Here is a 24323-nt window from a genome sequence, read left to right on the forward strand (position 1 = left end):
TTACATATGGAGGGATATCTTTTGAAAAGATGGAGTATGAACACAAAAAGTATGGGATGGATGCTTGCCCTGACACTAAGTCTGAGTGTGATCTGGCCAGCAACCGTTGGTGCGGAAAGCACCCAGGTTACTCGAATCCAGGCCAATACCTATGTTGGTGATCCTGGAGAGATGGTAGAGTCCTTTGACATTACTGTAGCGAATCCGGAGAAATATCAGAATCTGAAAGCTTCAGACTTCGAAATTACTGGCAATTATGATGGCTATCCTTTAAATGAAGCGGAAGAGATCATACAAAATGAGTATGAAGATGACGGAATAAAATTGACAATTACGGATCATACCATCCATATGGAGGTCGAGCCGTTTAAATATCCTGGAGGTATGATTTCAAAATTTAAGGTAACGAACAAAACGTATCCAGAGCTATCTTTTGATGAGACCAATGTGGATAAGGTTGTTACCCGAACCGTCGATGATTTTGAAAAAGGTACGTACACGGGCAGCAACGGTGAAGCGTTGTCTTACCGTCTGAAGCGTAGTCCTTCCACCAACGCACAACCGCTTGTCGTATGGCTTCATGGCGGGGGAGAAGTAGGTACGGATGGTAGAAGTCATCTTACGGCTAATCGTGGAGCAGTAGTCTGGACAGAATCGGGGTATGATACTTCCGTGCTTGCTGTACAGTATCCCGAGAATTACAGTTTCAAAATTTACGATAACCCTGAACAACTGGCTAAAATGCAAGCATATTTTGTTGCACAGTATGAGCTGATCCAGAAGCTTGTATCTGAAGGGGAGGTTGATCCGGATCGGATTTATTTGGCTGGTGTATCTAGTGGGGGTGGCGGAGCCCTTCGGTTTATGATGCAATATCCGGATCTGTTTGCAGGAGCTGTTGTCATTGCGGCCAAGGATACAGTTGCAGATTATACGGGGTCTGTGGATGGATTTAAAGATGCACTTAAAGATATTGTGAATGTTCCTATTTGGCTTCACCATGCTAAGGGTGATCCTACAACAGATAGTCGTACGAGTATACTTGCGTATGAAGCGTTGTTGGAACTAGGGAGTGATCCGGACATTTTCGTATACGATGATGATTTCATGGAAGGAAATAATCTCTATGGTGGATTGAAACATTGGTCATGGGTTCCTGCTTTGGCAAGTTATCAGACACCTGACTTTTTGTTTAATCAAGACAAAGGAATATCTGATGTCGATATATATACCCGGATGGACCGGAGAATTAAAGCGCATGAAATTGTGGATCGGACTCAGCTTGCCGTATGGATTGCTGATTTTTTGAAACTCCCAAATCCTCAATATGAAGAGAGTTATAGCGATACGTTTGAACGATGGTCTCAAAAGGCTATCTCGCAGGTTACAGAAGCAGGTGTAATGCAAGGAACGGGGAATAATAAATTTTCCCCTTTAGGTGATATAACACGAGCTCAATTAGCGGTTATTTTGGACAAAATGAAGAAAAACTTGGGTATAGAACCTGATCAATCAGAGGCGGCTATGTTTGATGACGTACCTCCGACTCATTGGGCATATGAAGCAATACGAAACAGCTCACAATACGATATTATGGGCGGCAAAGAGGCACAACTTTTTGCACCTAATGATGTGGTTGATGGAGAAGAATTTCATGATATTATGGACCGCTTGTATCTGACAAAGGCGAATCGACACTTAGAAGACTAAATAATGAGAGGAATGATTGATATGACTACACCATTTCCGAAGGACTTCCTATGGGGCGGCGCTGTAGCAGCCAACCAACTTGAAGGAGCTTATAATACAGATGGCAAAGGCCTGTCTGTTCAAGATGTAATGCCACACGGGATTACAACGCCTAGAACGGAAGTACCTACAGAAGATAACCTGAAACTGATCGGTATCGATTTCTACAACCGCTACAAAGAGGATGTTAAACTGTTTGCTGAAATGGGTTTCAAAGTGTTCCGTACATCTATCGCTTGGTCCCGTATCTTCCCTAAAGGTGATGAATTGGAGCCAAATGAGAAAGGTCTGCAATTCTACGATGACCTGTTCGATGTGTGCCACAAATACGGGATTGAACCACTCGTAACGATCTCTCACTATGAGACACCGCTGCATTTGTCCAAAACATATGATGGCTGGGTTAACCGTAAAATGATCGATTTCTACGAGCGTTATGTAACAGTGCTGTTCAACCGTTTCAAAGGCAAAGTTAAATACTGGCTGACGTTTAATGAAATTAACTCCATTCTGGAGGAGCCATTCATGAGTGGCGGCATCTATACGCCAAAAGCAGAGCTGTCCAAGCAGGATCTGTACCAAGCGATCCATCATGAATTAGTAGCCAGTGCGTTAGCTGTGAAACTGGGTCATGAAATTATGCCTGAAGCCAAAATCGGCTGTATGGTACTGAGCATGCCTACGTATCCGTTAACTCCGAACCCGGATGATGTGGTTGCAGCTATGCATGCGGAACAGCGCAATGATATCTTTGCTGATATCCATGCACGTGGTTATTATCCGAAATACATTAATCGTTATTTCAAAGCGAATAATATCAATATTAAGTTTGAAGATGGCGATGCTGAAATTCTGAAGCATACCGTAGACTTTATTTCGTTCAGTTATTATGTAAGCATCTGTGAGACAGGTGATCCCGAGAAACGTATCGAAGGAAAAGGAAACCTGTTCGCAGGTGTGCAAAACCCTTATCTGAAAGCGAGTGAGTGGGGCTGGCAGATCGATCCGCAAGGACTGCGCGTAACCTTGAACAAATACTGGGACCGTTATCAAAAACCATTGTTTATTGTCGAAAATGGTCTGGGCGCAGTCGATGAGCTGATTACGGACGAAAATGGCAATAAAACGGTGAACGATGATTACCGTATTCAATACTTGAATGACCATCTGGTACAGGTGGGCGAAGCTCTTGAGGATGGCGTAGAAGTGATGGGTTATACGTCATGGGGCTGTATTGACCTGGTAAGTGCTTCAACAGCAGAGATGAAGAAACGTTATGGTTTCATCTATGTAGACCGCAACAATGACGGTTCAGGAACATTGGATCGTTACAAGAAAAAATCATTCCATTGGTACAAGGAAGTTATTAGTACAAATGGCGCAAGTCTTAAGAACAACAACGAGTAAATACTAGTTCTATAAGCATAGTTGTGCAAGCACCTTCTGATGTCACATTAACGCACATTAACCGCTTTCACAAAAACATTGTCATATGGATAATTATATGGTAAGATGGGCCTAAGGCTAATGAATACTGGATTGTTACTGTTCAATCAGGCAAAACCAGAAGCGGGGCATATTTCGTGACCTGCTTTGGTTTTGCCTTTTACTACTTTGACGGTGCAAGGTGATGTGAAGAAATGAAAATTGAGAAGGTGCTGAACAACAACGTAGTTACCGTAATTGATCCGGGAGGAAACGAACTGGTCGTTATGGGACGTGGAATTGCCTTCAAAAAGCATACTGGTGAATCGATTGACGAGAGTCTCGTCGAAAAAATATTCTCGCTTGAAAGTAAGGAAGTATCACAGAAACTTAAAACACTTCTGTCTGATATCCCGGTTGAATATGTCGAGTGCTCGGATGAGATTATCCGTTATGCCGAGACGGTGTTAGGTGAGAAGCTGCATGAGAGCATCTACATTTCACTGACGGATCATATTCATTTTGCCATTGATCGACATCGTCAAGGATTGCAGATCCGTAACGCATTGTTCTGGGAGATCAAGCGCATGTACCGGAAGGAATATGCCATTGGACTCAAGGCGCTACAGATTATTGAGGAAACGTTAGGTGTCCTGCTACCCGAAGACGAATGCGCATTCATTGCAATGCATCTGGTTAATGCCCAGATGAACGGTGAGATGAGGGAAACGATCAGTATTACGAACATCGTTAAGGACATACTTAACATCGTAAGACGTAGCTTTGTGATTGAACTTGATGAAGATTCATTGAGTTATTATCGATTTTTAACTCATCTGAAGTTCTTTGCCCAACGTGTGTTGCAAGGAACGGCGATTGAAGATAAAGAAGTGGATAATCCGCTTCATGACTTGGTGAGCAAGCAGTATCCGGAAGCACATGCATGTGCAGTAAGGATCAGTGACTATACGCGTAAGATCTATAATCGGGTATTGTCCAAGGAAGAAATACTGTATCTGACCATTCATATTGAACGGATTGTCAGAAATGAACAAACAATTGAATAAAGTTGGGATTGTTACTGCTAAAAAGGCAAAACCTAAACGTTGAATAATGATAAGCTTTTCTGCTTTGTCATTATTCAGTGTTTAGGTTTTTTTTTAACCTTCATTACACATAAAAGGAGCAAAACACAATGGATAAACAACAATTGTCCAAGGATATTTTGAAGCTTGTTGGTGGCGAAGAGAATATCGATCAAGTCACACACTGTATGACAAGACTCAGATTTAACCTGAATGACAACCAAAAAGCAGACAAAGCGACGCTAAAAAATACACCAGGCGTTATGGGCGTGATGGAGAACGGTGGACAGTTCCAGGTTATCATCGGTAACGATGTACCTGTCGTGTATAACGCACTTGTTGGCAACATGTCCAAATCACCAACCACAGATAATGCATCATCAGGTGCTTCAACTGGAGAAAAGAAAAAGAGAAATCCAATAAGTGCGCTGTTCGACTTTATTTCAGGAGTATTTACGCCGATCCTGCCAGCGATTACGGGTGCAGGTATGATCAAAGGGATCGTGGCGATCCTGGTAGCCCTGGGCTGGTTGTCTGATACCAGCTCAACCTATATCATTTTGTCTGCAATCGGTGACGGCGCCTTCTACTTCCTGCCAATCATTCTGGCAATTAGTGCTGCACGTAAGCTGGGCAGTAATATGTATATTGCTGCAGCGCTCGCAGCGGGCATTATGCACCCGACGATTACAGCCTTGCTTGCCAATGGTGACACTACATTTGTGGGAATTAAGGTTATAGCAGCAACGTATTCTTCTACAGTTATTCCGATCATTCTTGCCATCTGGATTGCTTCTTATGTAGAGAAAGCCGTTGATCGTGTTACACATGCTTCATTGAAGCTTCTGATTGTTCCTACGGTTACCCTGTTAATTATGGTTCCGCTGACGTTGATGACTGTTGGACCATTGGGTACGGTTCTTGGTAATGGTTTATCCGGTGGTATATCATGGTTGTTTGACAACATGTCCATCTTCGCAAGTATCCTGATCGGTGGTACGATGTCACTGCTGATCATCACAGGTATGCACTATGCACTGTTGCCGATCATTGTCGGTTCAATGACAACACTTGGTTACGACTTTATCATTCCACTGATGTTTGCAGCTAACTTAGCACAAGGTGGTGCAGCATTTGGTGTAGGTCTCAGATCGAGAAATAGCAAAACCAAATCCCTTGCCTATTCCACGGGTCTTACGGCTATTATGGGGATTACGGAACCAGCGATGTATGGTATCAACATGAAGTTCAAAAAACCATTTATTGCAGCTCTTATCGGTGGAGCTATCGCAGGTGGATTCATGGGGATCGTCAATGTTAAAGCTTACGTACTTACAGGTCTAGTGGGTCTGCCAAGTATCGCAGCATTTATCAGTCCAGCAATTAGCACACTGCTCTATGCTCTGGCTGGTGGTTTGATTGCTATCGTAGCTGCAGCAGTACTGACGTACATTCTTGGATTCCAAGAAGAAAATGCAACAGAGCCAGCGCCAGCAGCTGAGCCGGCAACACCAGCAGCAACAACTTCTGCTGTTGTAACTGAAGAAGCAAAAGCACAAGATGAGCAAATCTTCAGCCCAATCACAGGTGAAGTTAAACCGCTGAGCGAAGTGCCAGACCCTGCGTTCTCTGAAGAGATTATGGGTAAAGGATTTGCGATTCAACCATCTGAAGGACGTGTGGTTTCTCCAATTAACGGTACTGTGTTCTCGTTATCGAAGAGCGGACATGCCATTGGTTTGGTAAGTGATACAGGCGCAGAGATGTTGATTCATATCGGGATTGATACCGTGAAGCTGAAAGGTCAATTCTTCTCTCCTAAAGTTCAAGCAGGTGCGAAGGTTGCTGTAGGTGATGTACTGATGGAGTTTGACCGGGAACAGATCGAAAAAGCCGGTTACACAACGATTACACCAGTCATTATTACAAATATGCATCAATATGAGTCGATTGAGTCTGCTGGTCGCACTACGATCAAAGAAAAAGACTTGTTGTTCACAGCTAAAGCTTAACCATAAAAATGAAACAGCAGCTTCACTGGAATGTAATCCGGTAAAGCTGCTGTTTTTTTGCGCCTTTTACACGGGAAGCATACCCTGCACCAGTTGCACAAAGTGTTGTGCAGGCTTGGACAGATAACGTTTCTGCAGCCAGACCAGCGCCGAACCGACCGTGGAATGCTGATCCTGGATGCGATATACGTGGAATGGGTGCTCGTGATATAGCTGTAGTACCGTGTGAGGCACGATGGAACTGGCGAAGCCGAGTCGGACCAGCTCGAGTAACATATTAATGTCTGAGCACTCACCCATGATGGAGGGGGTAACCTGATGCTCCCGAAACTTGTCCAAAATTAGCTCGAACATACCGAGTCCTTCTGTGCTTGGAAGCAGTAGAGGGATACCTGTAAGCTGCTCAAAATAAGTCCCCATCTCCACTCCTGGTCCCATCTCTGTCGGACAATCAAGCGGTGTTGAAGAAATGTAGAAAAGGGGTTCCTGTGGCAGATGCAGCACCTCATAACGTTCAGTCTGGACAGGCATGCGTACACAGGCAAGTTCAACTTTGCCATCTTCCAGCAATCGACATAATTGCGCAGATTCATTTTGTTGAATTTTATAGGTAACCTGTGGGTGGGTGGTGCGAAACTGTTGCAGTGCTTGCGGGATCAGGCGATCCGATATGGTATTGATGCCGATGGCGAGTTTGCCCCGTATGCCGTGACGGAAACTTTGCATCTCCATTACAGCTTCCTCCATATATTTGGTCAAGGTAACCGCATAATCATAGAAGCTGCGACCCGCCTGCGTTAGTTCCATTATACGTCCTTTGCGTTCAAACAAAATTACGCCAAGCTCTTCCTCCATTAACTTAAGTTGCTGACTTAAGGGTGGCTGAGCCATGTGCAGTCTTCGAGCTGCGGCTGTAATCTGTTTCTCCTCGGCAATGGCAATGAAATAGCGACATTGTTTGATATCCAAGTGGTTGTTCTCCTTCGCCTGCAATGTATATGTAATTCGTATGGAAAGGCAACAAAACATGTATTTTTAATATACTACGATCTTATGTTACCATACATTAGATTTGCATACCTGAATAACAGAGTTTGGTTTCTACATGAATATTACTGCATGAGAAAGACCTTGAATTGGAGGATAAAACAACGTGGTTAGAACAATACATGATGCTGCTCAAGCGGGCCATACCGATGAGGTCATTCGATTTATCACACAACAGGGTAACCGGTTGAACGAACGGGATACATTGGGGCGGACACCCCTGCTGGCAGTGGTGCACGGTAACAAGATAGACACGGCAAGGATGTTAGTGGACGCCGGAGCCGACATTAATCTTCGGGATGCACGATTGGACAACCTGCTGTTATACGCGAGTGCTGAGGGTATGTATGACATGGTCGAATTGGCGATTACAGCAGGTGCAGATACGAGGTTAACGAATCGTTTTGGCGGCACAGCTCTTATCCCAGCAGCGGATCGGGGCCATGTGGACATTGTGGAGCTTCTGCTGACACGCAGTGATGTGGATGTGAACCATATCAACAACCTGGGGTGGACAGCCTTGCTGGAAGCGGTCATTTTGGGAGATGGTGGGCCGCGTCACCAGCAGATTGTTGCCTTGCTTTTGCAATATGGTGCAGATCCAAAGATCGCGGATCGGGACGGGATTACGCCGCTTGCACATGCGAGCCGTCATCGGTATGCCGAGATGGAACGACTATTAACCCAAGTCTGAAGAGACTTATACATTTATGATACAGAACAGTGAAAGGATATTCCAAACGAATGAACAGACATCAAGAGCATTTTACACAAAAGAATATGAAGGACGTATCTTCACTGATTTTGGCAGGTATACAGTGGTTTTTCTTCCTGTTTACCAATACCGTTGTTGTTCCGCTATCCATTGGACATAATTTTCATCTGTCTCCGGATGCCATCGCTGCCTCCATGCAGCACGCATTTATCCTTACCGGAGCAGTGTGTATTCTTCAAGCCGTATTTGGTCATCGATATGCGATTATGGATGGTCCGTCAGGATTATGGTGGGGATTGACGCTAAGTTTGACGGTATCTGCTTCATCGGCCGGTATGAGTCTGGAGCGTATTGGCGGTGGGCTGGCTGCAGGTTTTCTGTTAGCGGGATTAACGATGGTTATTCTGGGTTGGCTGGGAGCAGCGCAAGTGCTACAAAAGCTGTTCACACCTATGGTGAAGAGTGCCATGTTGTTCTTAATGACGATTCAATTAACCATGAATTTTTTCAAAGGTATGATTGGATATACGGAGTTTGGTCGATTCAATCTGCCTGTTGCCGCATTGTCCGTTGTCATTGCATTTTTGGTGGCATGGATTCAATTAAAGGGCAGGGGGAAGCTGGGGAACTACGCGATCCTGATTGGGATTGTGGCAGGCTGGATCGCTTATAGTCTATTGTTTCCTGGACAACATAGTGGACAGCCGAATCAGGCCCCGGCAGGTCTCGAACTGTTTCCGTGGGGAGCACCCAGATGGGAACCGGGTATTGTCATTACTGCATTTTTCGTGGGACTGGTGAACATGACGAATTCGATCACCACATTAAGCACAGTTGAGAAACTATACCGAACAGAAACAACAAGTCGTCAGTATAGGCATTCCTATGCGCTAACGGGTCTGTTCACGATGTTGTCAGCCTGTGTAGGTGTGCTGCCCTTTGGTTTATTTGCATCATCGATCGGGTTCCTGGAGAGTACTCGCATTCTGCGTCGTGCTGCCTTGATTATTGGAGCGGGGATGTTATGTGTGATAGGTCTTACACCTTCAGTGACAGCATTTTTTGCACAAATACCACCAAGCGTCGGCAGTGCGGTTTTGTTCGTGGCTTATCTTCAGATGTTCGGCACGGCACTTAGAACGCTTGAAGGTACGACGTTTAATTCTAAAACGATCTATCGTGTAGCGTTGCCGGTCCTCACGGGAGTTGCGGTCATGAATATTCCTGCGGAGGCCTTTCAAACTTTGCCCATGTACCTCATTCCGATCATAAGTAATGGTCTCGTCATAGGGGTATTGGTTTCACTGGTTCTTGAAAAAACTGTGAACTGGTCCAAAATGGAACAACCAGCGACAGTTAGTAAAGCGGCATAAAGAGTTTCATCTTGCGACAGTCCAATTTGATTGGGCTGTTTTTTTGTTTTTGTTACAGGTTTTAAGGCTATCTAACTATTTCACGATAATTTTGCCTTGTCCTGCAAGCATTCGCATCTCTCTAGAGAGACGGTCCTGGTTCCCATCCTGCATTTCGAGTTGAACACCATAGTGCCATGAGGTATTTTTTTCTTGACCCCAGCGGAGAGTGCCTTCCATATATAGAGGGTCTTCAAAAAGCAGCATATTCATTCCAATCCGAATATCGTTATTCTCTACAGGAAGGGATAGCGGAAATGACAGCTGACAGCCGGATCGACTGATGTCACAGAGTTCAGCCTGAATGGGCTTGGCTGGTGCGTTAACCCCGTTGATGCTGAGAATATAGATCTCAAAGTGGATCGGTTCCTTCAAGGTGTAGCGAAAGGGTTCTTTTCTATTGTTAATTGACATGGCTTGGCTTCCTCCATCAGGTTCAAAAAAAGTCAGTTATGCTTATATCGACCATTTGGAGCGAGAAATGAAGAGTTGCGCAAGCAGAGATGGTCCATGGGTTCCTTTTACACGTGTATCAGGCTTGATATAATGATGGAATATATTTCTGAGGTCAGACCTGGATCAGACAGAAGGGACGGGTGAATATGAGAGGAACATTTCAAATGGTTACAGATACGGCAACATTGTGCCTGTATGATCTGGCAGCGTTAAAACATCGGCTTGAGGATACTTCGGACTGGTGGTCCATTCCAGTGGATGAGCTGGCTGAGGTGAATGCAGGTCATTGTCTGTTCTTGAATCTGGGTGCGGATGGAGTGTATGAGGTGGAATGGAGCCTGGAGGATGTAGAGGAGGATTCAGATCCAGATCACGCAGCGGAACGGGAAAAGGTGTATCATCTGCAAGTTCCGTCTGGGCACGTCTATCTGGGAGCGGCGGATGATGTCACTGGCGGTGAATTGGAGCCGGATGAGGCGTGTGAAGGGGTTCTGTTTCAGTTAAAACCCGGAAATTATGCGTGTATCGTCTCCAGAGAAGCCAGTCGGATCACCATTGTCATGACACCAAGTATTCAGGGAAATAACACGCTGGATGAATTAATCCGGATATAGTGTACATATACGAACAGGAGGGATTGATATGCAGGATTGGAACGAGATAACGATGATGAATGCAGATGCCCTGCGTAAACGAATGAGAATACTCGCTGCTTTGGATATCATCTTTTCGGAGGAAGAATGGCTACGCGTTCATCATTATGAAGATAAACTTCAGCCAGGTCTGGCATGGGGAAACATCAATAACGGCGCAGGTGATCATCTGCATGTCTTGTTTACGAACTCAGGCACGTTGATCAAAGGATTCGATCATGAGTCACCCTTGAGCCCACATGCTCGTGAGGACGGAGAAATCTATCCGGGCATGTACGATGAAGTACCAGAGGCCTTGATGGCTGTACTGCGAGATCATGAGGAAACGTTGGATCTGGAAGATGTGACCTTTTGCCTATGGCAGGAAGGGAACGACTTGCCATGGAAGGTCGGTAATTGGATTCAGATGGCGATGGCCGAGGAAGACAAAGCGGACGCCAGAGGTGGCGCAGAATTTTTACTGGGATATTTGGAGAAGAACCCGGAAGATTACGCTGACTGGGCCAAAGGGTACTATGACTTGCCGGATCTGCCGTTGGAAGCCGTAACTGAAGTATATGAAGAAAAACCGGTGACCGCCAGCCTGATTAAGCAGTTGTGTCCTGAGCGAGATGTGGCAGCCACACTGGGTGAGTTGCAGCAACGCGGGTACGCCGTGGAACAAACGTAATAGAGTAGCGAAGGGAGGAAAGGTAGATTATGTACACTGTACAACTGGAGCGGATGCGTGAAAAGTTGATCACTCTTCGAAGCCTGGACCCGGATCTGGACCTGTTTGGCGCAGAAAACCATGAATATGAAATGGAGCCTGTGTGGACGCAGGAGGATATCACGCATTTTGAACAGAAATGGCGAATTGAGTTGCCGGAGGAGTATAAGGTATGGCTTCTTCATATGGGAACGGGTGGTGCAGGACCTTATTATGGTCTGGAAAACCCGGATGATGGCGTATACGCTGTGCTTGGTTATGATGATGAGCTGAACGCGGTCTCCGACCCTTTCCAATTCACGGAAGCATGGAACTGGAACTATGACTGGTTCGAAGACAGCAAGGAAGAAGAGGAATGGGAAGCGCTGGAACACGAATATTTTGACCCAAAATGGTCGGCAGGCATGCTGCGCATCAGTGATTTTGGTTGTGGCATCTCCATGAATCTAATTGTTAAGGGAGCCTCCTACGGAGAGATCTGGGTTGATGACCGGGCTAACCGCAATGGAATCTATCCTGATCAGTATTGGGGCAATACGAATCGATTGCATTTTCTGGACTGGTATGAGTTGTGGTTGGATCGTTCAATCCATCAAATACATGAACAAAAGCAACAATCTGGAGCGAACGAAGTCTGAAGGAGGTTGTACATATGGGCTGGGAATATGGCTCTGAGCGGTAAGAGATTTGCCTGAAACCGGAGGAGCATATGGTTAAAAAATCAAAGAAAACGATTCCTGCGCTCATGTATCAGTATCAAGGTCCACAGCGGAATGTGGGTTTTGTTTTATCCCCTTTATACATAGAAGAATCGGTTAAAGTAGAGATGGAAGACATGCTGTTCATATATAATGAAGACTTTGACTACATTCGTCCTTCATTGGATCGCACATTTCCCTTAATTGACCCGCGAACTGGAGAAGAGATGAAGGCACTTGATCCCTGCTGGGACAATCCGATTATGAAGGATGTGTGGGTGGGGATTTTATCAGAGCTGGATCAACAGGTGGTTGCAGAGCCTGAATTACGAAATTTTTTGAATCAGTTCTCCACTTGGGTGAGAAACCATCTGCAATTGGCCGACGGAATCGAAGTCACCGGCAACCTGTAAGTTAGTTGATCTTGAATTGTTCATGCTTGTGCGTAATTCAGTATACCGGCGGCCGAAGTGCTATGTAATCAAGCTCCCTCATGATGATGGCGGAGCTTTTTTTGATGAATAAAAACCGTTTGCTTCACTCACCCGTCTTATACCACAGAAAGAGAGAGAAGGAGGGATGCGGGGTGGAAACAAAAGCAGAGATGAACCAGAGGATCTATGTACAGACCGAAGACGAGACGGAATTTGTGCAATCCATTATGGAACATCAAGATACGCTCATTTCTATTGCCTACAGCTACCTGCGTAACCGGCAAGATGCGCTGGAAGCTGTGCAGGAGATGACATGCCGAGCTTGGATTAAACGTCGTACGCTGAACAATGAGAAGGCGTTCAAGTCTTGGATCATTCGGATTTTGATCTATGTCTGCATCGATGAACAGAGGCGCCGCAAGCGGGCGACCCCTCTGGCGAAGGAAGATATGGAGGACAGCATTCCGGCGTCTTGGATGATCAGTGTCGATGATAACCGAATTGCTATGGAATCTCTTTTGCAAAAGGTGAAACCGAAATATCGCCATGTATTATTGCTGAAATATTATAACGACATGACGCTGACAGATATTGCCTCGATCCTCGGCAAACCGGAAGGTACGATCAAGACCTGGCAGCACAAGGGGCTCCAGCAGTTGCGCAAGTTGATGAATAACAGGAGGGATTGGCATGACCACTAACCCGGAGGAAAAAGCACTTCTTGCAGATGCATATCAGGTGAAAAGAGAGAAACAGCAATGGAATCGGGCAGATACGACTGTTGCCATTCAACGCGGTCTCGCTAAGGCCAGAACAAGACGATCAGGTAGGACCATTCGTGTCAAATGGATCACGGCAGTGCTGGTCACGACCCTGGCTGCGGGTTGGTTTCTTATGGGTCCGCTTGGAAACTATGGGCAACAAAGGGCAACATATACTGAGCCTGTAAACCATTGGGGAGTACTCGAACCCTTTCGCGGCCTGCTAACTTCGGATATGGACCGTGCCACGATTACTTCAACGCTCAATAATGGTTATGTGCAACTCATAGATCGGACGGTTACATCGGGAATATATCAGTTTACCGTGAATGCAGTTATGGCAGATGAGAACAGGATAACCGTATTGTATACCGCCAGAACGGATGCTTCCCAAGAGATTTATTCGATCGTGAATACCAAGATGACGGATGCAAGAACAGGTTATGTCCTTGATAACGGAAATATAGGAGGTATGCATTCCTCGAATGATAAAAATACCATTCATGGTCGAAGTACAATTGATCGAAATCAAAACGAACCGTTGCCTGAGCAAGTCAATTTTCAATTCCAGCTTTCTTCCGTTGTTCCTGGCGTCGTAAAATATTCAGAAAACGGGGAAAAGGAACGGAAATATCAATTTTCCCAAAAAATGAATGTTTCTTTCGCCCTGGATCCCAAGTTTTCTATCCCCAAAACGGAAGTCATTAACGTTAATCGGACTTTTACTCTTGGAGGGTATGAGGTCTTTTTGTCGGAGGTGGAGGTGTCTCCGTTGGTAACTCGGGTCAAATTTGTCCATGCACCTGATCAAGAAATTGATTACAAAACGAAGTTGTCGCTCAACGAGATTGTTCGGCCTATCGAGATCATTTCGACCTCCCGTAATGGGAAGCAGACCAAGTTATCCATGGTAGGTGGAAGCGGATCGGAAGATGGAATGATGTATTCTTTCAGTAGCAATCTGTTGGACCATCCAGAGTCCATGGTATTAAAACTTAGTGGTAAACCAGATAAGGTCTATGATGATTTGCAGGAAGCCAAGAATGATGAACTGGAAATCAAAATCAAATAAGATGAACTAACTGGCAATACTCTTATTCAGATTAGGTGAATGTTAGTGAAAGCAGAGAAGGGATGTCCCTCAAGGTCGTAAGCCTTGTGAGACATCCCTTTTTAAATATGAAAACGGCTGATCTTATACAGTTAAAATATCTACTCCCAGAGCTGGAAGGGTCAACTTCTGATCCAACCTCTCGCTGGTCAACAAGCTGCGATAAGGAACGTCCAGCGTAATCTCTCGTTGCTCATTCGTCAAATTGATCAGAAACAGGAAGTTTTGCTCCCCCTTCGTTCGAATCGACAGCTCGACACCTTCCGGCAACTGGATTTTGGCCGCCAAATCCCTTTCCTTCAATATGCCTTCAAACAACTGATAGAAATACGATGGCTCCGGCCAAGTGCCGACATAATACACTTCACCTTCACCAAACTTATTGATAGTAACCGCCGGTACACCCTCGTAAAAGTCGTTGTCATACCAGGCGATCGGCTCTGCACCTCGCAGTTCCAGTAGATCACACCATTGCTTCGCAGCGAAAGTCTTGCCCTCCGCGTTCCGTATCCGATGCTCACTGTTGCCGATGGCATCATATTCACTTACCACAACACCCGCCGCTTCACCCAGTAGCCCCGGCAGAGGCAGCATCTCACATACATTCCTCATGTTCTTCACGCCAGTCCGATTGGTAAGGACAACCGTACCACCCTTGGCTGCGAATCGCTCCAGCCGCTGTGCTACTTCTTCACTTAACAGGAAGAGGGAAGGGACAATGACCAGCTTGTACCCATCGAGCTCCTCAGTCCAGTTGATAACGTCTGTACCGACGCCCATTTTCAGAAATGCATTATGCATAGAGGACAAGTTGTCTAAGTAGTGCATTCCCCCTTCCGCCTGCGGCTGAAGGGAAAGCGCTGTGTGCTGATCATGCGAATGCAGAATAGCAACCTGGGTAACAATGGTTGAGTCGGCCAAGAGTTCTCCTAACTGGTTCACCTCGCGAGTAAGCTCCGCGAACTCCCTGAACCTGCGTCCAGGAACATTGCTGTGGTCGATCAGCCCATGCCAGAACTGTTCCGCTCCGACGGTAGCACTCCGCCAGCGGAAATGGACAACCATATCCGCACCGCGAGCGATTGTCTGCCAGGAGCGAGCTCGGATCAGTCCAGGATAGGGCGTGCGCTGAATCGGCATCCAGGCGCCCTGTGCCCCGCTGAGTTGTTCCATTACCCAGAAATTCCGGCGTTTGATGCCGCGAACCAAGTCCAGCGTAAGCGCTCCGTTCCTCGGAAACCGATCGCCATAATCGCGATACAGCTCATTCGGATAATAATCAACAGAGACGAAGTCCAATTCGTTGTGCATATCATAATAGTCCAGGCTATTCGGATATTGCCACATGTTATGCGTCACAAATTGGCCTGGACAGTTACGGCGTAAAATCTCAAGCTGCCATCCCAGCAGATAGCCTACGCTGTCAGAACAAAATCGTTTGTACTCCAGAAGATAGGAAGGATTCATCGGTTTGCTGGCACCGAGTGGCGTTGTTACCTCAGCCCAGCTGCTGTACTCACCACTCCAGACGACCGTACCCCACTCCCGGTTCAACTCCTCCAGATTGGAATAACGCTTTTGCAGCCAAGCGACAAACGAACGATTACATGTATCACAATGGCATTCCTGGTAGTGCATCTCGTTATCGATTTGCCAGCCAATAACGGCGGGATGCTTACCGTAGCGCTGTGATATCGCTTCCACAAATTTGGAGCCCAGCATTCTCAAGGAAGGGCTGTTGTTGCAACGATGTCCACGCACACCTGGCCGAATGATGTGGCGTTGTTCATCCATGGGTAGCACATCCGGATAACGGGTTGTCATCCAGTTTGGCGGGGTATTGGTGGGAGTGCATAACACAATTTCCATACCACGCGAAGCGAATACTTCTATAGCCGCATCCAGCCATTCAAACTGATAATTCCCCTCAGTCGGTTCCATTCGGCTCCAGGCGAACTCCGCCATTCGCACAACTGCAACCCCTGTCTGTTGCATAAGTATGGCATCTTTCTCCCATAACTCCGGGGTCCATTGCTCTGGATAATAATCAATTCCGATCTTAACTGTCATCCTGTGATCTCCTTCATTTATCAATATATTGCGATTATATGTTATATTAATTCGAGTGAATATCTTAAATAATTAATATGATATAACAATATTAAGATTAGGAGAGTTAGCCGTATGCCTCATCCCAATCGTAATTTTCCGGTGTTATCTTCCCGAGACAAGCTGCTCCCTTTTTATTTACTTGGCATCGGCCTGCATCATGAACAGGAGCATATCCGCCGAGACCAAGGCATTGAGGATTATCAGTGGATACAATGCCGCAGCGGTGTGGGTAAGCTCAAGCTCAGTGAAACGGAACATATTGTCAAGCCAGGTATGGGCATGCTGTTATTCCCTGGACAGAAGCACGAATACTATGCGCTATCCGGCAGTTGGGAAGTCGACTGGATCATTTTCGATGGCAACGGGACAGCAAGCTTGTTTGAAACCGTTGGCATTGTCGACACATGCGTATACACGCTTGCACAGCCTGAATACCTTCTATCCCGAATGCGGGAGCTGCTGCAAGCTGCCTTAACACCACAAGAGCAGACATTAAGCAATTACGCCTGCTCCGCTGTTCTCTATACCTTATTGACAGAGATTATTCAACGCGTATCTGTTGAGGGCAGCGATACCGTCGGACAGCAGTATGAGCGAATAAAGCCGGTTCTGGACTATATTGAACAACATTATGCTGAAGAGATTACTTTGCCAACGCTGGCTGGATTGATCTGTGTCACACCAGAATATTTCTGTCATTTGTTTAAGAAAACGACAGGTATTCGTCCCATCAGCTATGTTAATCAGGTAAGAGTCAACAAGAGCAAGGAACTGCTGCTCGATAATGTGCAACGCGGGATGGAGGATATCGCTCGTCAAGTCGGTTTCGAATCGACCAGCTATTATGGAGCCATCTTCAAGAAGCTGGAACGAATCACACCTGGCGCCTTCCGCCGCAGCTATCAGAAGTCGTGACATATTATTATCCGCAAGCGAATGGTTTTTCGTCAGAGGCTTTAGGAACTGATCCAAGGGTGGATCAGTTCCAAGTTGGATCACATAGTACTCGTTAATAGAGCCGCTAATTAGCGGCTCTATTTTGTGTGAACGAATGGCCTGGTTTTATGTTTTTTCACTATATCTGATCTGCTGTTGCATAAAAATGATAATTGTTGTCTTTTTGCAATTTTTGTATTGTCACAGCCAAAGTTACACGATATAATCGAGTTGTCTTTGAGGATAATATTATAAAGGATGGTGAAATTTTGAAGAAATTTTCGATGCTTTTACTCGCTGTAACTCTATTGTTGTTAACTGTCTCCACAGCCCCGTCTACATATGGTGCGGCCAGTTATCCAAACACAGGTACGAACGGGTTGACTGGTTTTGCAGGTAGTGCCAAGAATGAAAATGGTGTATCCAAGTCAGCTACGACAGGTGGCAAGAACGGTCAGGTGGTTTACGTTAGTAATCTCAATGACTTGAGAACACATATGGCGGGCTCTACAGCCAAGATTGTCGTTGTTGAACAGAATATTTCTTCCTCCACGCTGCAAAAGGTTGAATTCGGAGCGAACAAGACACTTGTAGGTTCCTTTGGCAAACATACATTAACGAATATTCATTTCAGATCCACAAGCAGTTCAAGCAATGTGATTTTTCAGAATCTGACTTTTGAACACGCTTCCAATATTAATGCCAATGATGATATCCAGATGTATATCACTTCAGGCTCCAATTACTGGATTGATCATGTGACGTTTGCTGGTCACAGCTACAGCTCTGGCGGTAGTGATCTGGACAAACTTCTGTATATTGGCGATCGCGCCGATTATATTACGATTAGCAATTCCAAATTTGCGAACCATAAGTATGGCGTCATCCTCGGTCATCCGAATGATGGTAACAGCAGTTACAATGGAGTACCTCATGTGACGATGTCCAACAATTATTTTGAAAATTTATATGTACGTGGTCCTGGACTTTTAAGATATGGTTACTTCCATCTCAAAAACAACTATGCAAATAACTTTAATCAGGCCATCACAATTGGTGAAAAAGCACGAATTTATTCTGAAAACAATTACTTTGGTGCTGGCGCTGAAAAGGGCGGCATCCTGGATGACAAAGGAAAAGGTGAGTTTACGGATACGGGCAGTACACCAGCGCTTAATAGTCCGACTTCTCCTAAAACGAACTGGAGACCAAGCTCCAATTACAGTTATCAGGTAGAAGGTGCCAGCTACGCGCGTGAGTTCGTCACCAAGTATGCAGGCTCCTCCAATACAACACTTGTATTCGGAAAGTAAGAGCTGCGGCACATCCTTTCACGACCCAAAAGGCCTGTCTTGTGCGCCATAACGCATGAGACAGGCCTTTTTTATTTGTAAAATGATATGCTTACATATCATTTTACATTTCATATTCATTTTAAATGTTGAATACCGATATACATAAAGTAGCGCTGGTTTCATACTTATGAAGTTAATATGTACTATGCTAAGGCGCTGCGTATTTGCGATTTGCACATAAGCAGGACCAAAGACTACTAGATGTAGTACAGAAAGGCCCTACAACTCACATTTAACCTACTTAAAAGGACGGGGTATGCATGGATCGTATGGACGAAATTATTTGGAAAAGGAACAAATTAATCGGTATCATTTTGTGGATTATTATTGCCATTGGTATGGGGCTGGCCTTTACGATGCCGAAGTTACTTGTGTCCAATGGAGTAGCTCTAGTCTTTGTAGTTTGGATTACATATGCTAATGCGAAAAAGAAACATATTCATCTCATTCCATGGCTAATTACTGTATTACTTACAATATGTGGAGTCTATGTCGGTTGGGGAACGGTCAATTTTGCCTTAAGTTTGGTTATAACCGCAGTTCTACTGTTATTTCCTAACAAGAAATTTTTTGTGGTTGGATTTTCGGTATTACTAGTCAACAGTGTTCTTCAGTTATTTGTTATGAATACCGTTGACTCTGTTGAGCTAATAGGTAATATCGTTAATGTGGGACTATTCGCTCTCACGGGGGCCATTCTGATGCTGGTCTCACAGCTGAATCAAAGGCTCTTCCATGAAAGTGAAGTACGCCAGAATGAGGTGGAGCATTCTAAGCAAAGAGTGGAAACCATGCTGGAGCGTGTGAAGGAATCGGTCGAAGGTTTATCACGTTATACGGATCAATTGAAGCAAAAAGTGAATGCGACTGGCTCCATCACCAATGAGGTGACGCTTGGGTTCAGTGAGGTTGCCAAAGGTGTTGAGTTCCAGGCGACCAGTGTAGCCGAGATCTCGGAATCCTTGTCTGTGTCGGATCAGCATATCAAGGACGTTGCGTCGTATTCCCAGCAGATGAAAGAGTTGTCCGCAAGTATGGCAACGAGCACGCAAACAGGAAGCACACAGATGGACCAGCTGAACATCCAGATGCAAGATCTATATGAGACAATCGATACAACTGCAAATGACATGCGAAAGTTCAACGAGGAAAGTGAATCCATGACACTTATGCTGAACAGCATAGCGGATATTGCGAGTCAGACCAACCTGCTCGCGCTTAATGCAGCCATTGAAGCCGCTCGTGCAGGTGAGCATGGACGCGGGTTTGCTGTTGTATCAGAGGAAGTTCGCAAGTTGGCAGAGAACTCGGGTCAGTCCGCAAGTGATATCGGAACCATCCTGTCTCGATTAAAAGGACAGACGCAGGCACTGACAGATCGATTCGAACGTATTCGTCAATCGTTACAACAAGGAAGAGATAGCGTCCATACGGCAGAGGAAGTATTCCGTACGATCAACAGCAACTCTCAGCATGTGTTGAATCAAGCGACAGATATCGAGACTAGTTCGGCGACCATGAAGGCATCTTCCACCAGAGTTGTGAATGAGGTTTCCGAGATTTCGAGTGTGACGGAGCAATCCAGTGCAGCGACAGAAGAGATTCTGGCGAGCATGGAAGAACAACGTAACCTGACACAGAAGATGGTAGAGAGTTTTGGAGAACTGGAGCAACTGATTGTGAACCTGAATGAGTTAGTCTCGGATCATCAGGCTTCTTCCGTTGCGAATAAACTTTAATATTAATTGTTGAGGGCCTGACGGTGCGTATTTAGCGTACTGGACGGGCTTTTTTTTCATCTGCCAAACAGCTTGATGTCCACATTTTTTTCCTATACAGTGATGTGTAGAGTATGAAGAGCGTAGAACTGAAACTGTAAATGGTAGTTAAAAGAAGATGTAACCTCATGGGGGAGTAGAAGGTTGAAGGATAAAGGAATGAAAGATAGATTGGACTGTGATGACAGTACATATGAGGTTAAGAATGATAATAGGGCTGCACGCGTACGTTTTTATGATCAGCAATCGTTCAAAGACATGGACTGGCCCGATACGGAGGATGGCAGATATGCCAGAGTCTATCTGGAACCTATGATGCTGGACGGAACCCAAAGCTTTATGTCCAATGTGGAAACGACATTGTTGCTCGCCCGGATTGATAATCTCGTTATTCCGCTGACGGTGAATGATACAGAGTACGACAATGCTTACGTTTGTTCGCCATATACGCATTATGTGAGTTACGCCAAGCAGGAATTGACCATGTTGCAGAAGCCCGTGTTGGAAAAAGGTCTTTCTGTGCTGCTCAGTCTAATAGGTTGGGGAATGAAGCAATCGCAGATCAACAAAGTTTTGCATGTGAACAACTGGTTGTTGTCCACCAATCTGTATCCCGCCATGTCCGGTGAACAAGCAGAATGTTTGCTTGCAGCGGTACAAGAGCGATACCCTGAACATGTCATTGTATTTCGCTCCTTGTGTCAGGGACTTCATCCCGATCTGACGGCGAGGCTAACGGAAGTGGGGTGTCGACTAATTCCGAGCCGACAAATCTACCTGTACCAAGCGCATGATCCGAATTTTGGCAACTCGAAGTCACGCTGGCTGTTGAAGCGGGATTTCGAGTTATTGGCCAAGCACGACTACAAATTCGTTTCCGAGTCAGATATGACGGATGCAGATATTCCGCGAATCGTTGAGCTGTACAAGCTGTTATACCTTGAAAAATACTCCTATCACAATCCGCAATTCACTGAGCGGTTCATTGCTGCTGCGATGGCATCAGGGACACTCAGGCTCTATGGATTGCGGAAGGAAGGGCGCCTGGACGCGGTCATGGGTTATTTCTGCCGCAATGGAGTTATGACAACGCCGCTGTTCGGTTACGATACAACGGTGCCCCAATCCGTCGGACTATACCGCATGTTATCAGCTTGTCTGATCGGACAGGCTCGCGAGAACGGCCATCTGTTACATGAGAGCGCCGGGGCTGCGCAGTTCAAGCGCAATCGCGGTGCTGTGGCGGATTTTGAATATTCGGCTGTGTATGAGCGCCACCTTCCATGGGGCAGACGCTGGTGCTGGCTGCTGCTTGATCGGTTGTTGAATCGCGTAGGTTTGCCGCTGATGCGCCGCATGAAGCTGTAAACAGACATAATGCTTACCGATACCACACCATTTTGAGTTAGTGTGTGCATGTATGCAGTTTTAGCTTCACACATGCACACAAGCTGGTCATAGTGATACGCACACTCATTTCACACTCGCCTAATTAGACATGCTCTGCGAGTTGTACCTCGAATCCGTCGGGATCTGTAATGTAAATAAACCGCAGATGCGGATTGGGCTGGATGGGGCCGCGCACAATCGGAATATTCAGTTCTGCCAGTCGTTCCATGGCTTCATCCAGCGAGTTCACCTCATAACCGATCGACACGCCGGCCTCAGGTTTAAGAATCGATTCACTGCCCTCAATCAGTTCCAGTTTGGCTTCATTCTCAATGCCCAGCATGGCAATCTGCCGTCCACGGCTTTCGAATCTGCGCTGAATGGGAAGTCCAAGCATATCGTGGTAGAACCCGAGTGAAGCTTCCAAATTACTGACCCTCAGCGTAATCCAGTTTAATTTGATCAACAAGGTGAATCTCTCCTTTTTCTTGCATCATATGTATTTTTGTTACGTTCATTATACGATAGGCGCTAGCAGGAACCTACTCCTTAATAATAAACAGTAAAATAGCTGCCGAAATATTCGGCAGCCAAATGGTGTAATCTCCTGTAGTCCCAGTAGTTCTTACGAATTATTGAATCAGATCAACGGCCGTTTGTGGTACAAATGCCTCTACACCGTTATAAACAATGACACCCTCCAAAGTTGTCTTTTTGCCGTTCACCAGTGCAATATTTTTGTAGATTTGCAGTTCCAGTTTGGTGTTACCTTTTGTAACGAGAATCTTCGGATTTTTGGCGTCCGTCAGGTCCAGTTTGTACGTCGCGCCTTTGGCCGTAAATGCTTGTTTGGCAGGTACAAACAATTGTTTGCTCACGCTGTCGAGATCCAGATCCAGTACACGTGCCATATACTTTGCTACATCCGTGTTGTCGATTACACCGAATGGACGGTCATTGTTCGGAGCATACGTGTACAGCACAACATCTCCACCTGTATGACCACCGGTTGTCCAGCCGATCCCTGCACGTTTGCTAATCATTGGACCGATTGCATAGTTAAGACTGCCCGGCTCGGCCGCTTTAATGGTGGCAATCTCCTCGGAAGTAAGATCGATAATGCCATAATATTGTTTCATCACTGCTTTGATGTTTGTACGCTTGGCATTCAGCTTCGCTTCAACGCCCTCGCCTGTCAGTTTGGCCTTTTTCAAAGGTCCGATAAATGTGGACAACGGCTCTTTGTCATAAGTGCCGGAAGTTGCGTTGTTACCAATGGTGAGTCCACCATTACCATGGTCCGTAACAGCCACAACGGCAGTCTCTTCATCCGCTTTAGCAAAATCCATGGCTACTTTTACGGCATCGTCAAAAGCCAGTACGTCACTGATAATACCAATCGGATCATTGGCGTGAGCTGCCCAGTCCACTTTACTGCCTTCGACCATGAGGAAGAAGCCATCTTTGTCTTTGGACAGTACTTCAATGGCTTTGGATGTCATCTCGGCAAGGCTTGGCTGCTTCGCAGGATCACGGTCCATATTATAAGCCATGCCTGCGGGTGCAAACATACCCCACAGTTTGTTCGAATCGGATGCTTTCATTGCAGCTGGTGTAGTGACGTAATCGTAACCCAGTGCCTTAATGGACGAAATCAGATTCTCGCCGTCTTTACGTCCGGCTGGCTCAAGATATTTGCTACCTCCACCCAACACAACATCCATGCCATTGTAGACTTGTTGTTTGCTGAGTGCATCGTAGTTTTTACGGTCCGGATAGTGAGAGGAAAAGTCCGCTGGTGTGGCGTGCATAATCTCGGATGTAGCGATAATACCAGTTGCTTTACCCGCCAGTTTGGATGCTTCCAGCACAGAAGCGATCGGTTTTCTTTCGTCTCCGGGCGCAATAGCCTTTTGCCCAGGCATGGTAGCCTTGTCCGGCAGTACACCAACAAATCCGGTGTGAGATTTATAACCTGTTGCAAAAGCAGTTCCGGCAGGAGCTGAGTCGGCAATCGGCGCATCGGCGGAGTGTGTCCGAACCATGCCACTTGCCATGGAGTCCAGTGTCAAGGATGACCCCTTATACCAACGAGCCAGAGCGGTAGCATCGTTAGCCATACCGTCAGGAATCAGAATAATCACATTTTTAATCGGTGATGCAGATGTTGTTGAGGTGGTGTCTTCCACAGCCCACGCTGCACTGCTACCTCCGAGTGTAGCCGTAACAATTGTTGTCACCGCGAGCATCATTTTCGCTGCACGGACATTAAACCGGTTTAACATGAATGCATCCTCCTAGAATATATGTATAGTTTGGTATCTCAACTAAGTGTATACAACAATTGCTAAACTAACGTATGGAATGGGTTAACTATATGTAAAATTTACGATTAGTGAAGGGTGCTAGATTTCCGGTGAACTGGATAACGTGAGGAGTCAACGAATTAAGAGACAGTATTTATAGATCATCGTGTTGTAAGTTGA

Annotated in this window: 21 protein-coding genes; 16 read left to right on the forward strand and 5 right to left on the reverse strand. The window is 45.8% G+C overall.

From position 1 onward, the window contains the following. Positions 1 to 21 precede the first annotated feature (21 nt). The 4 genes from ACDJ59_RS03540 to ACDJ59_RS03555 all read left to right on the forward strand — a co-directional run bounded on the left by ACDJ59_RS03540 (position 22) and on the right by ACDJ59_RS03555 (position 6271). On the forward strand, positions 22 to 1710 hold the full coding sequence (locus ACDJ59_RS03540) for an S-layer homology domain-containing protein (RefSeq protein WP_413407682.1): 1689 nt from the start codon (positions 22 to 24) through the stop codon (positions 1708 to 1710). Between the two features lie 21 nt (positions 1711 to 1731). Then, a complete protein-coding gene (locus tag ACDJ59_RS03545) occupies positions 1732 to 3156 on the forward strand; it encodes a glycoside hydrolase family 1 protein (RefSeq protein WP_413407684.1) in 1425 nt (474 codons plus the stop codon). 233 nt (positions 3157 to 3389) lie between these two features. Continuing rightward, positions 3390 to 4241, forward strand: coding sequence for a BglG family transcription antiterminator LicT (gene licT / locus ACDJ59_RS03550; RefSeq protein WP_036617363.1), 852 nt, complete (start codon positions 3390 to 3392; stop codon positions 4239 to 4241). A gap of 128 nt (positions 4242 to 4369) precedes the next feature. Next, the gene (locus ACDJ59_RS03555; RefSeq protein ID WP_413407685.1) at positions 4370 to 6271 is read left to right on the forward strand and encodes a beta-glucoside-specific PTS transporter subunit IIABC; all 1902 of its coding nucleotides are present in this window, start codon (positions 4370 to 4372) and stop codon (positions 6269 to 6271) included. Between the two features lie 66 nt (positions 6272 to 6337). On the opposite strand, the gene ACDJ59_RS03560 is transcribed toward ACDJ59_RS03555, so the two are convergent. Continuing rightward, complete coding sequence (locus ACDJ59_RS03560) at positions 6338 to 7240, reverse strand: LysR family transcriptional regulator (RefSeq protein WP_413407686.1); 903 nt, start codon at positions 7238 to 7240, stop codon at positions 6338 to 6340. 184 nt (positions 7241 to 7424) lie between these two features. On the opposite strand from ACDJ59_RS03560, the gene ACDJ59_RS03565 reads away from it, so the two are divergent. Both ACDJ59_RS03565 and ACDJ59_RS03570 read left to right on the forward strand, forming a co-directional pair. Beyond that, entirely contained in the window at positions 7425 to 8012 is a 588-nt protein-coding gene (locus tag ACDJ59_RS03565) for an ankyrin repeat domain-containing protein (RefSeq protein ID WP_413407687.1), read from the forward strand. Between the two features lie 50 nt (positions 8013 to 8062). Beyond that, complete coding sequence (locus tag ACDJ59_RS03570; protein WP_405157694.1) at positions 8063 to 9406, forward strand: uracil/xanthine transporter; 1344 nt, start codon at positions 8063 to 8065, stop codon at positions 9404 to 9406. Positions 9407 to 9481: 75 nt separating this feature from the next. Here ACDJ59_RS03570 and ACDJ59_RS03575 read toward each other — a convergent pair whose 3' ends face one another. Further along, positions 9482 to 9859 carry a PilZ domain-containing protein gene (locus ACDJ59_RS03575; protein WP_036617371.1) on the reverse strand — a complete coding sequence of 126 codons (378 nt, stop codon included), beginning with the start codon at positions 9857 to 9859 and terminating at the stop codon, positions 9482 to 9484. A gap of 188 nt (positions 9860 to 10047) precedes the next feature. On the opposite strand from ACDJ59_RS03575, the gene ACDJ59_RS03580 reads away from it, so the two are divergent. The 6 genes from ACDJ59_RS03580 to ACDJ59_RS03605 all read left to right on the forward strand — a co-directional run bounded on the left by ACDJ59_RS03580 (position 10048) and on the right by ACDJ59_RS03605 (position 14228). After that, positions 10048 to 10515, forward strand: coding sequence for a DUF6386 family protein (locus tag ACDJ59_RS03580; protein WP_340030995.1), 468 nt, complete (start codon positions 10048 to 10050; stop codon positions 10513 to 10515). 28 nt (positions 10516 to 10543) lie between these two features. Next, a complete protein-coding gene (locus tag ACDJ59_RS03585) occupies positions 10544 to 11224 on the forward strand; it encodes a hypothetical protein (RefSeq protein WP_413407688.1) in 681 nt (226 codons plus the stop codon). A 29-nt stretch (positions 11225 to 11253) separates the two neighbouring features. After that, positions 11254 to 11901 (forward strand): SMI1/KNR4 family protein, encoded by a 648-nt coding sequence (locus ACDJ59_RS03590; protein WP_413407689.1) that lies wholly within the window; start codon positions 11254 to 11256, stop codon positions 11899 to 11901. Positions 11902 to 11972: 71 nt separating this feature from the next. Further along, positions 11973 to 12374: a hypothetical protein gene (locus tag ACDJ59_RS03595; protein ID WP_413407690.1), complete on the forward strand. Its 402-nt coding sequence runs from the start codon at positions 11973 to 11975 to the stop codon at positions 12372 to 12374. A gap of 248 nt (positions 12375 to 12622) precedes the next feature. Next, positions 12623 to 13096 (forward strand): sigma-70 family RNA polymerase sigma factor, encoded by a 474-nt coding sequence (locus ACDJ59_RS03600; RefSeq protein ID WP_413409712.1) that lies wholly within the window; start codon positions 12623 to 12625, stop codon positions 13094 to 13096. After that, entirely contained in the window at positions 13086 to 14228 is a 1143-nt protein-coding gene (locus ACDJ59_RS03605; RefSeq protein WP_413407691.1) for a DUF4179 domain-containing protein, read from the forward strand. Before ACDJ59_RS03600 ends, ACDJ59_RS03605 begins: the two co-directional genes overlap by 11 nt. 123 nt (positions 14229 to 14351) lie before the next feature. Here the strand turns inward: ACDJ59_RS03605 and ACDJ59_RS03610 are convergent, their stop codons facing one another. Further along, positions 14352 to 16337: a beta-galactosidase gene (locus ACDJ59_RS03610; RefSeq protein WP_413407693.1), complete on the reverse strand. Its 1986-nt coding sequence runs from the start codon at positions 16335 to 16337 to the stop codon at positions 14352 to 14354. Between the two features lie 114 nt (positions 16338 to 16451). Here ACDJ59_RS03610 and ACDJ59_RS03615 point away from each other — a divergent pair, with 114 nt between their 5' ends. The 4 genes from ACDJ59_RS03615 to ACDJ59_RS03630 all read left to right on the forward strand — a co-directional run bounded on the left by ACDJ59_RS03615 (position 16452) and on the right by ACDJ59_RS03630 (position 21816). Continuing rightward, positions 16452 to 17294, forward strand: coding sequence for a helix-turn-helix domain-containing protein (locus ACDJ59_RS03615; protein WP_413407694.1), 843 nt, complete (start codon positions 16452 to 16454; stop codon positions 17292 to 17294). Positions 17295 to 17584: 290 nt separating this feature from the next. Next, positions 17585 to 18628, forward strand: a complete 1044-nt coding sequence (locus tag ACDJ59_RS03620; RefSeq protein WP_413407695.1) for a pectate lyase — start codon at positions 17585 to 17587, stop codon at positions 18626 to 18628. Positions 18629 to 18930: 302 nt separating this feature from the next. Further along, positions 18931 to 20409: a methyl-accepting chemotaxis protein gene (locus ACDJ59_RS03625; RefSeq protein ID WP_413407696.1), complete on the forward strand. Its 1479-nt coding sequence runs from the start codon at positions 18931 to 18933 to the stop codon at positions 20407 to 20409. A 198-nt stretch (positions 20410 to 20607) separates the two neighbouring features. After that, entirely contained in the window at positions 20608 to 21816 is a 1209-nt protein-coding gene (locus tag ACDJ59_RS03630) for a GNAT family N-acetyltransferase (protein WP_413407697.1), read from the forward strand. A gap of 124 nt (positions 21817 to 21940) precedes the next feature. Here the strand turns inward: ACDJ59_RS03630 and ACDJ59_RS03635 are convergent, their stop codons facing one another. Beyond that, positions 21941 to 22306: a VOC family protein gene (locus ACDJ59_RS03635; protein ID WP_413407698.1), complete on the reverse strand. Its 366-nt coding sequence runs from the start codon at positions 22304 to 22306 to the stop codon at positions 21941 to 21943. 163 nt (positions 22307 to 22469) lie between these two features. Beyond that, positions 22470 to 24122 carry an alkaline phosphatase gene (locus ACDJ59_RS03640; protein ID WP_413407699.1) on the reverse strand — a complete coding sequence of 551 codons (1653 nt, stop codon included), beginning with the start codon at positions 24120 to 24122 and terminating at the stop codon, positions 22470 to 22472. Positions 24123 to 24323 lie beyond the last annotated feature (201 nt).

Origin of the sequence: Paenibacillus amylolyticus, from assembly GCF_047302515.1 — a bacterium.
GTDB lineage: Bacteria > Bacillota > Bacilli > Paenibacillales > Paenibacillaceae > Paenibacillus > Paenibacillus amylolyticus_G.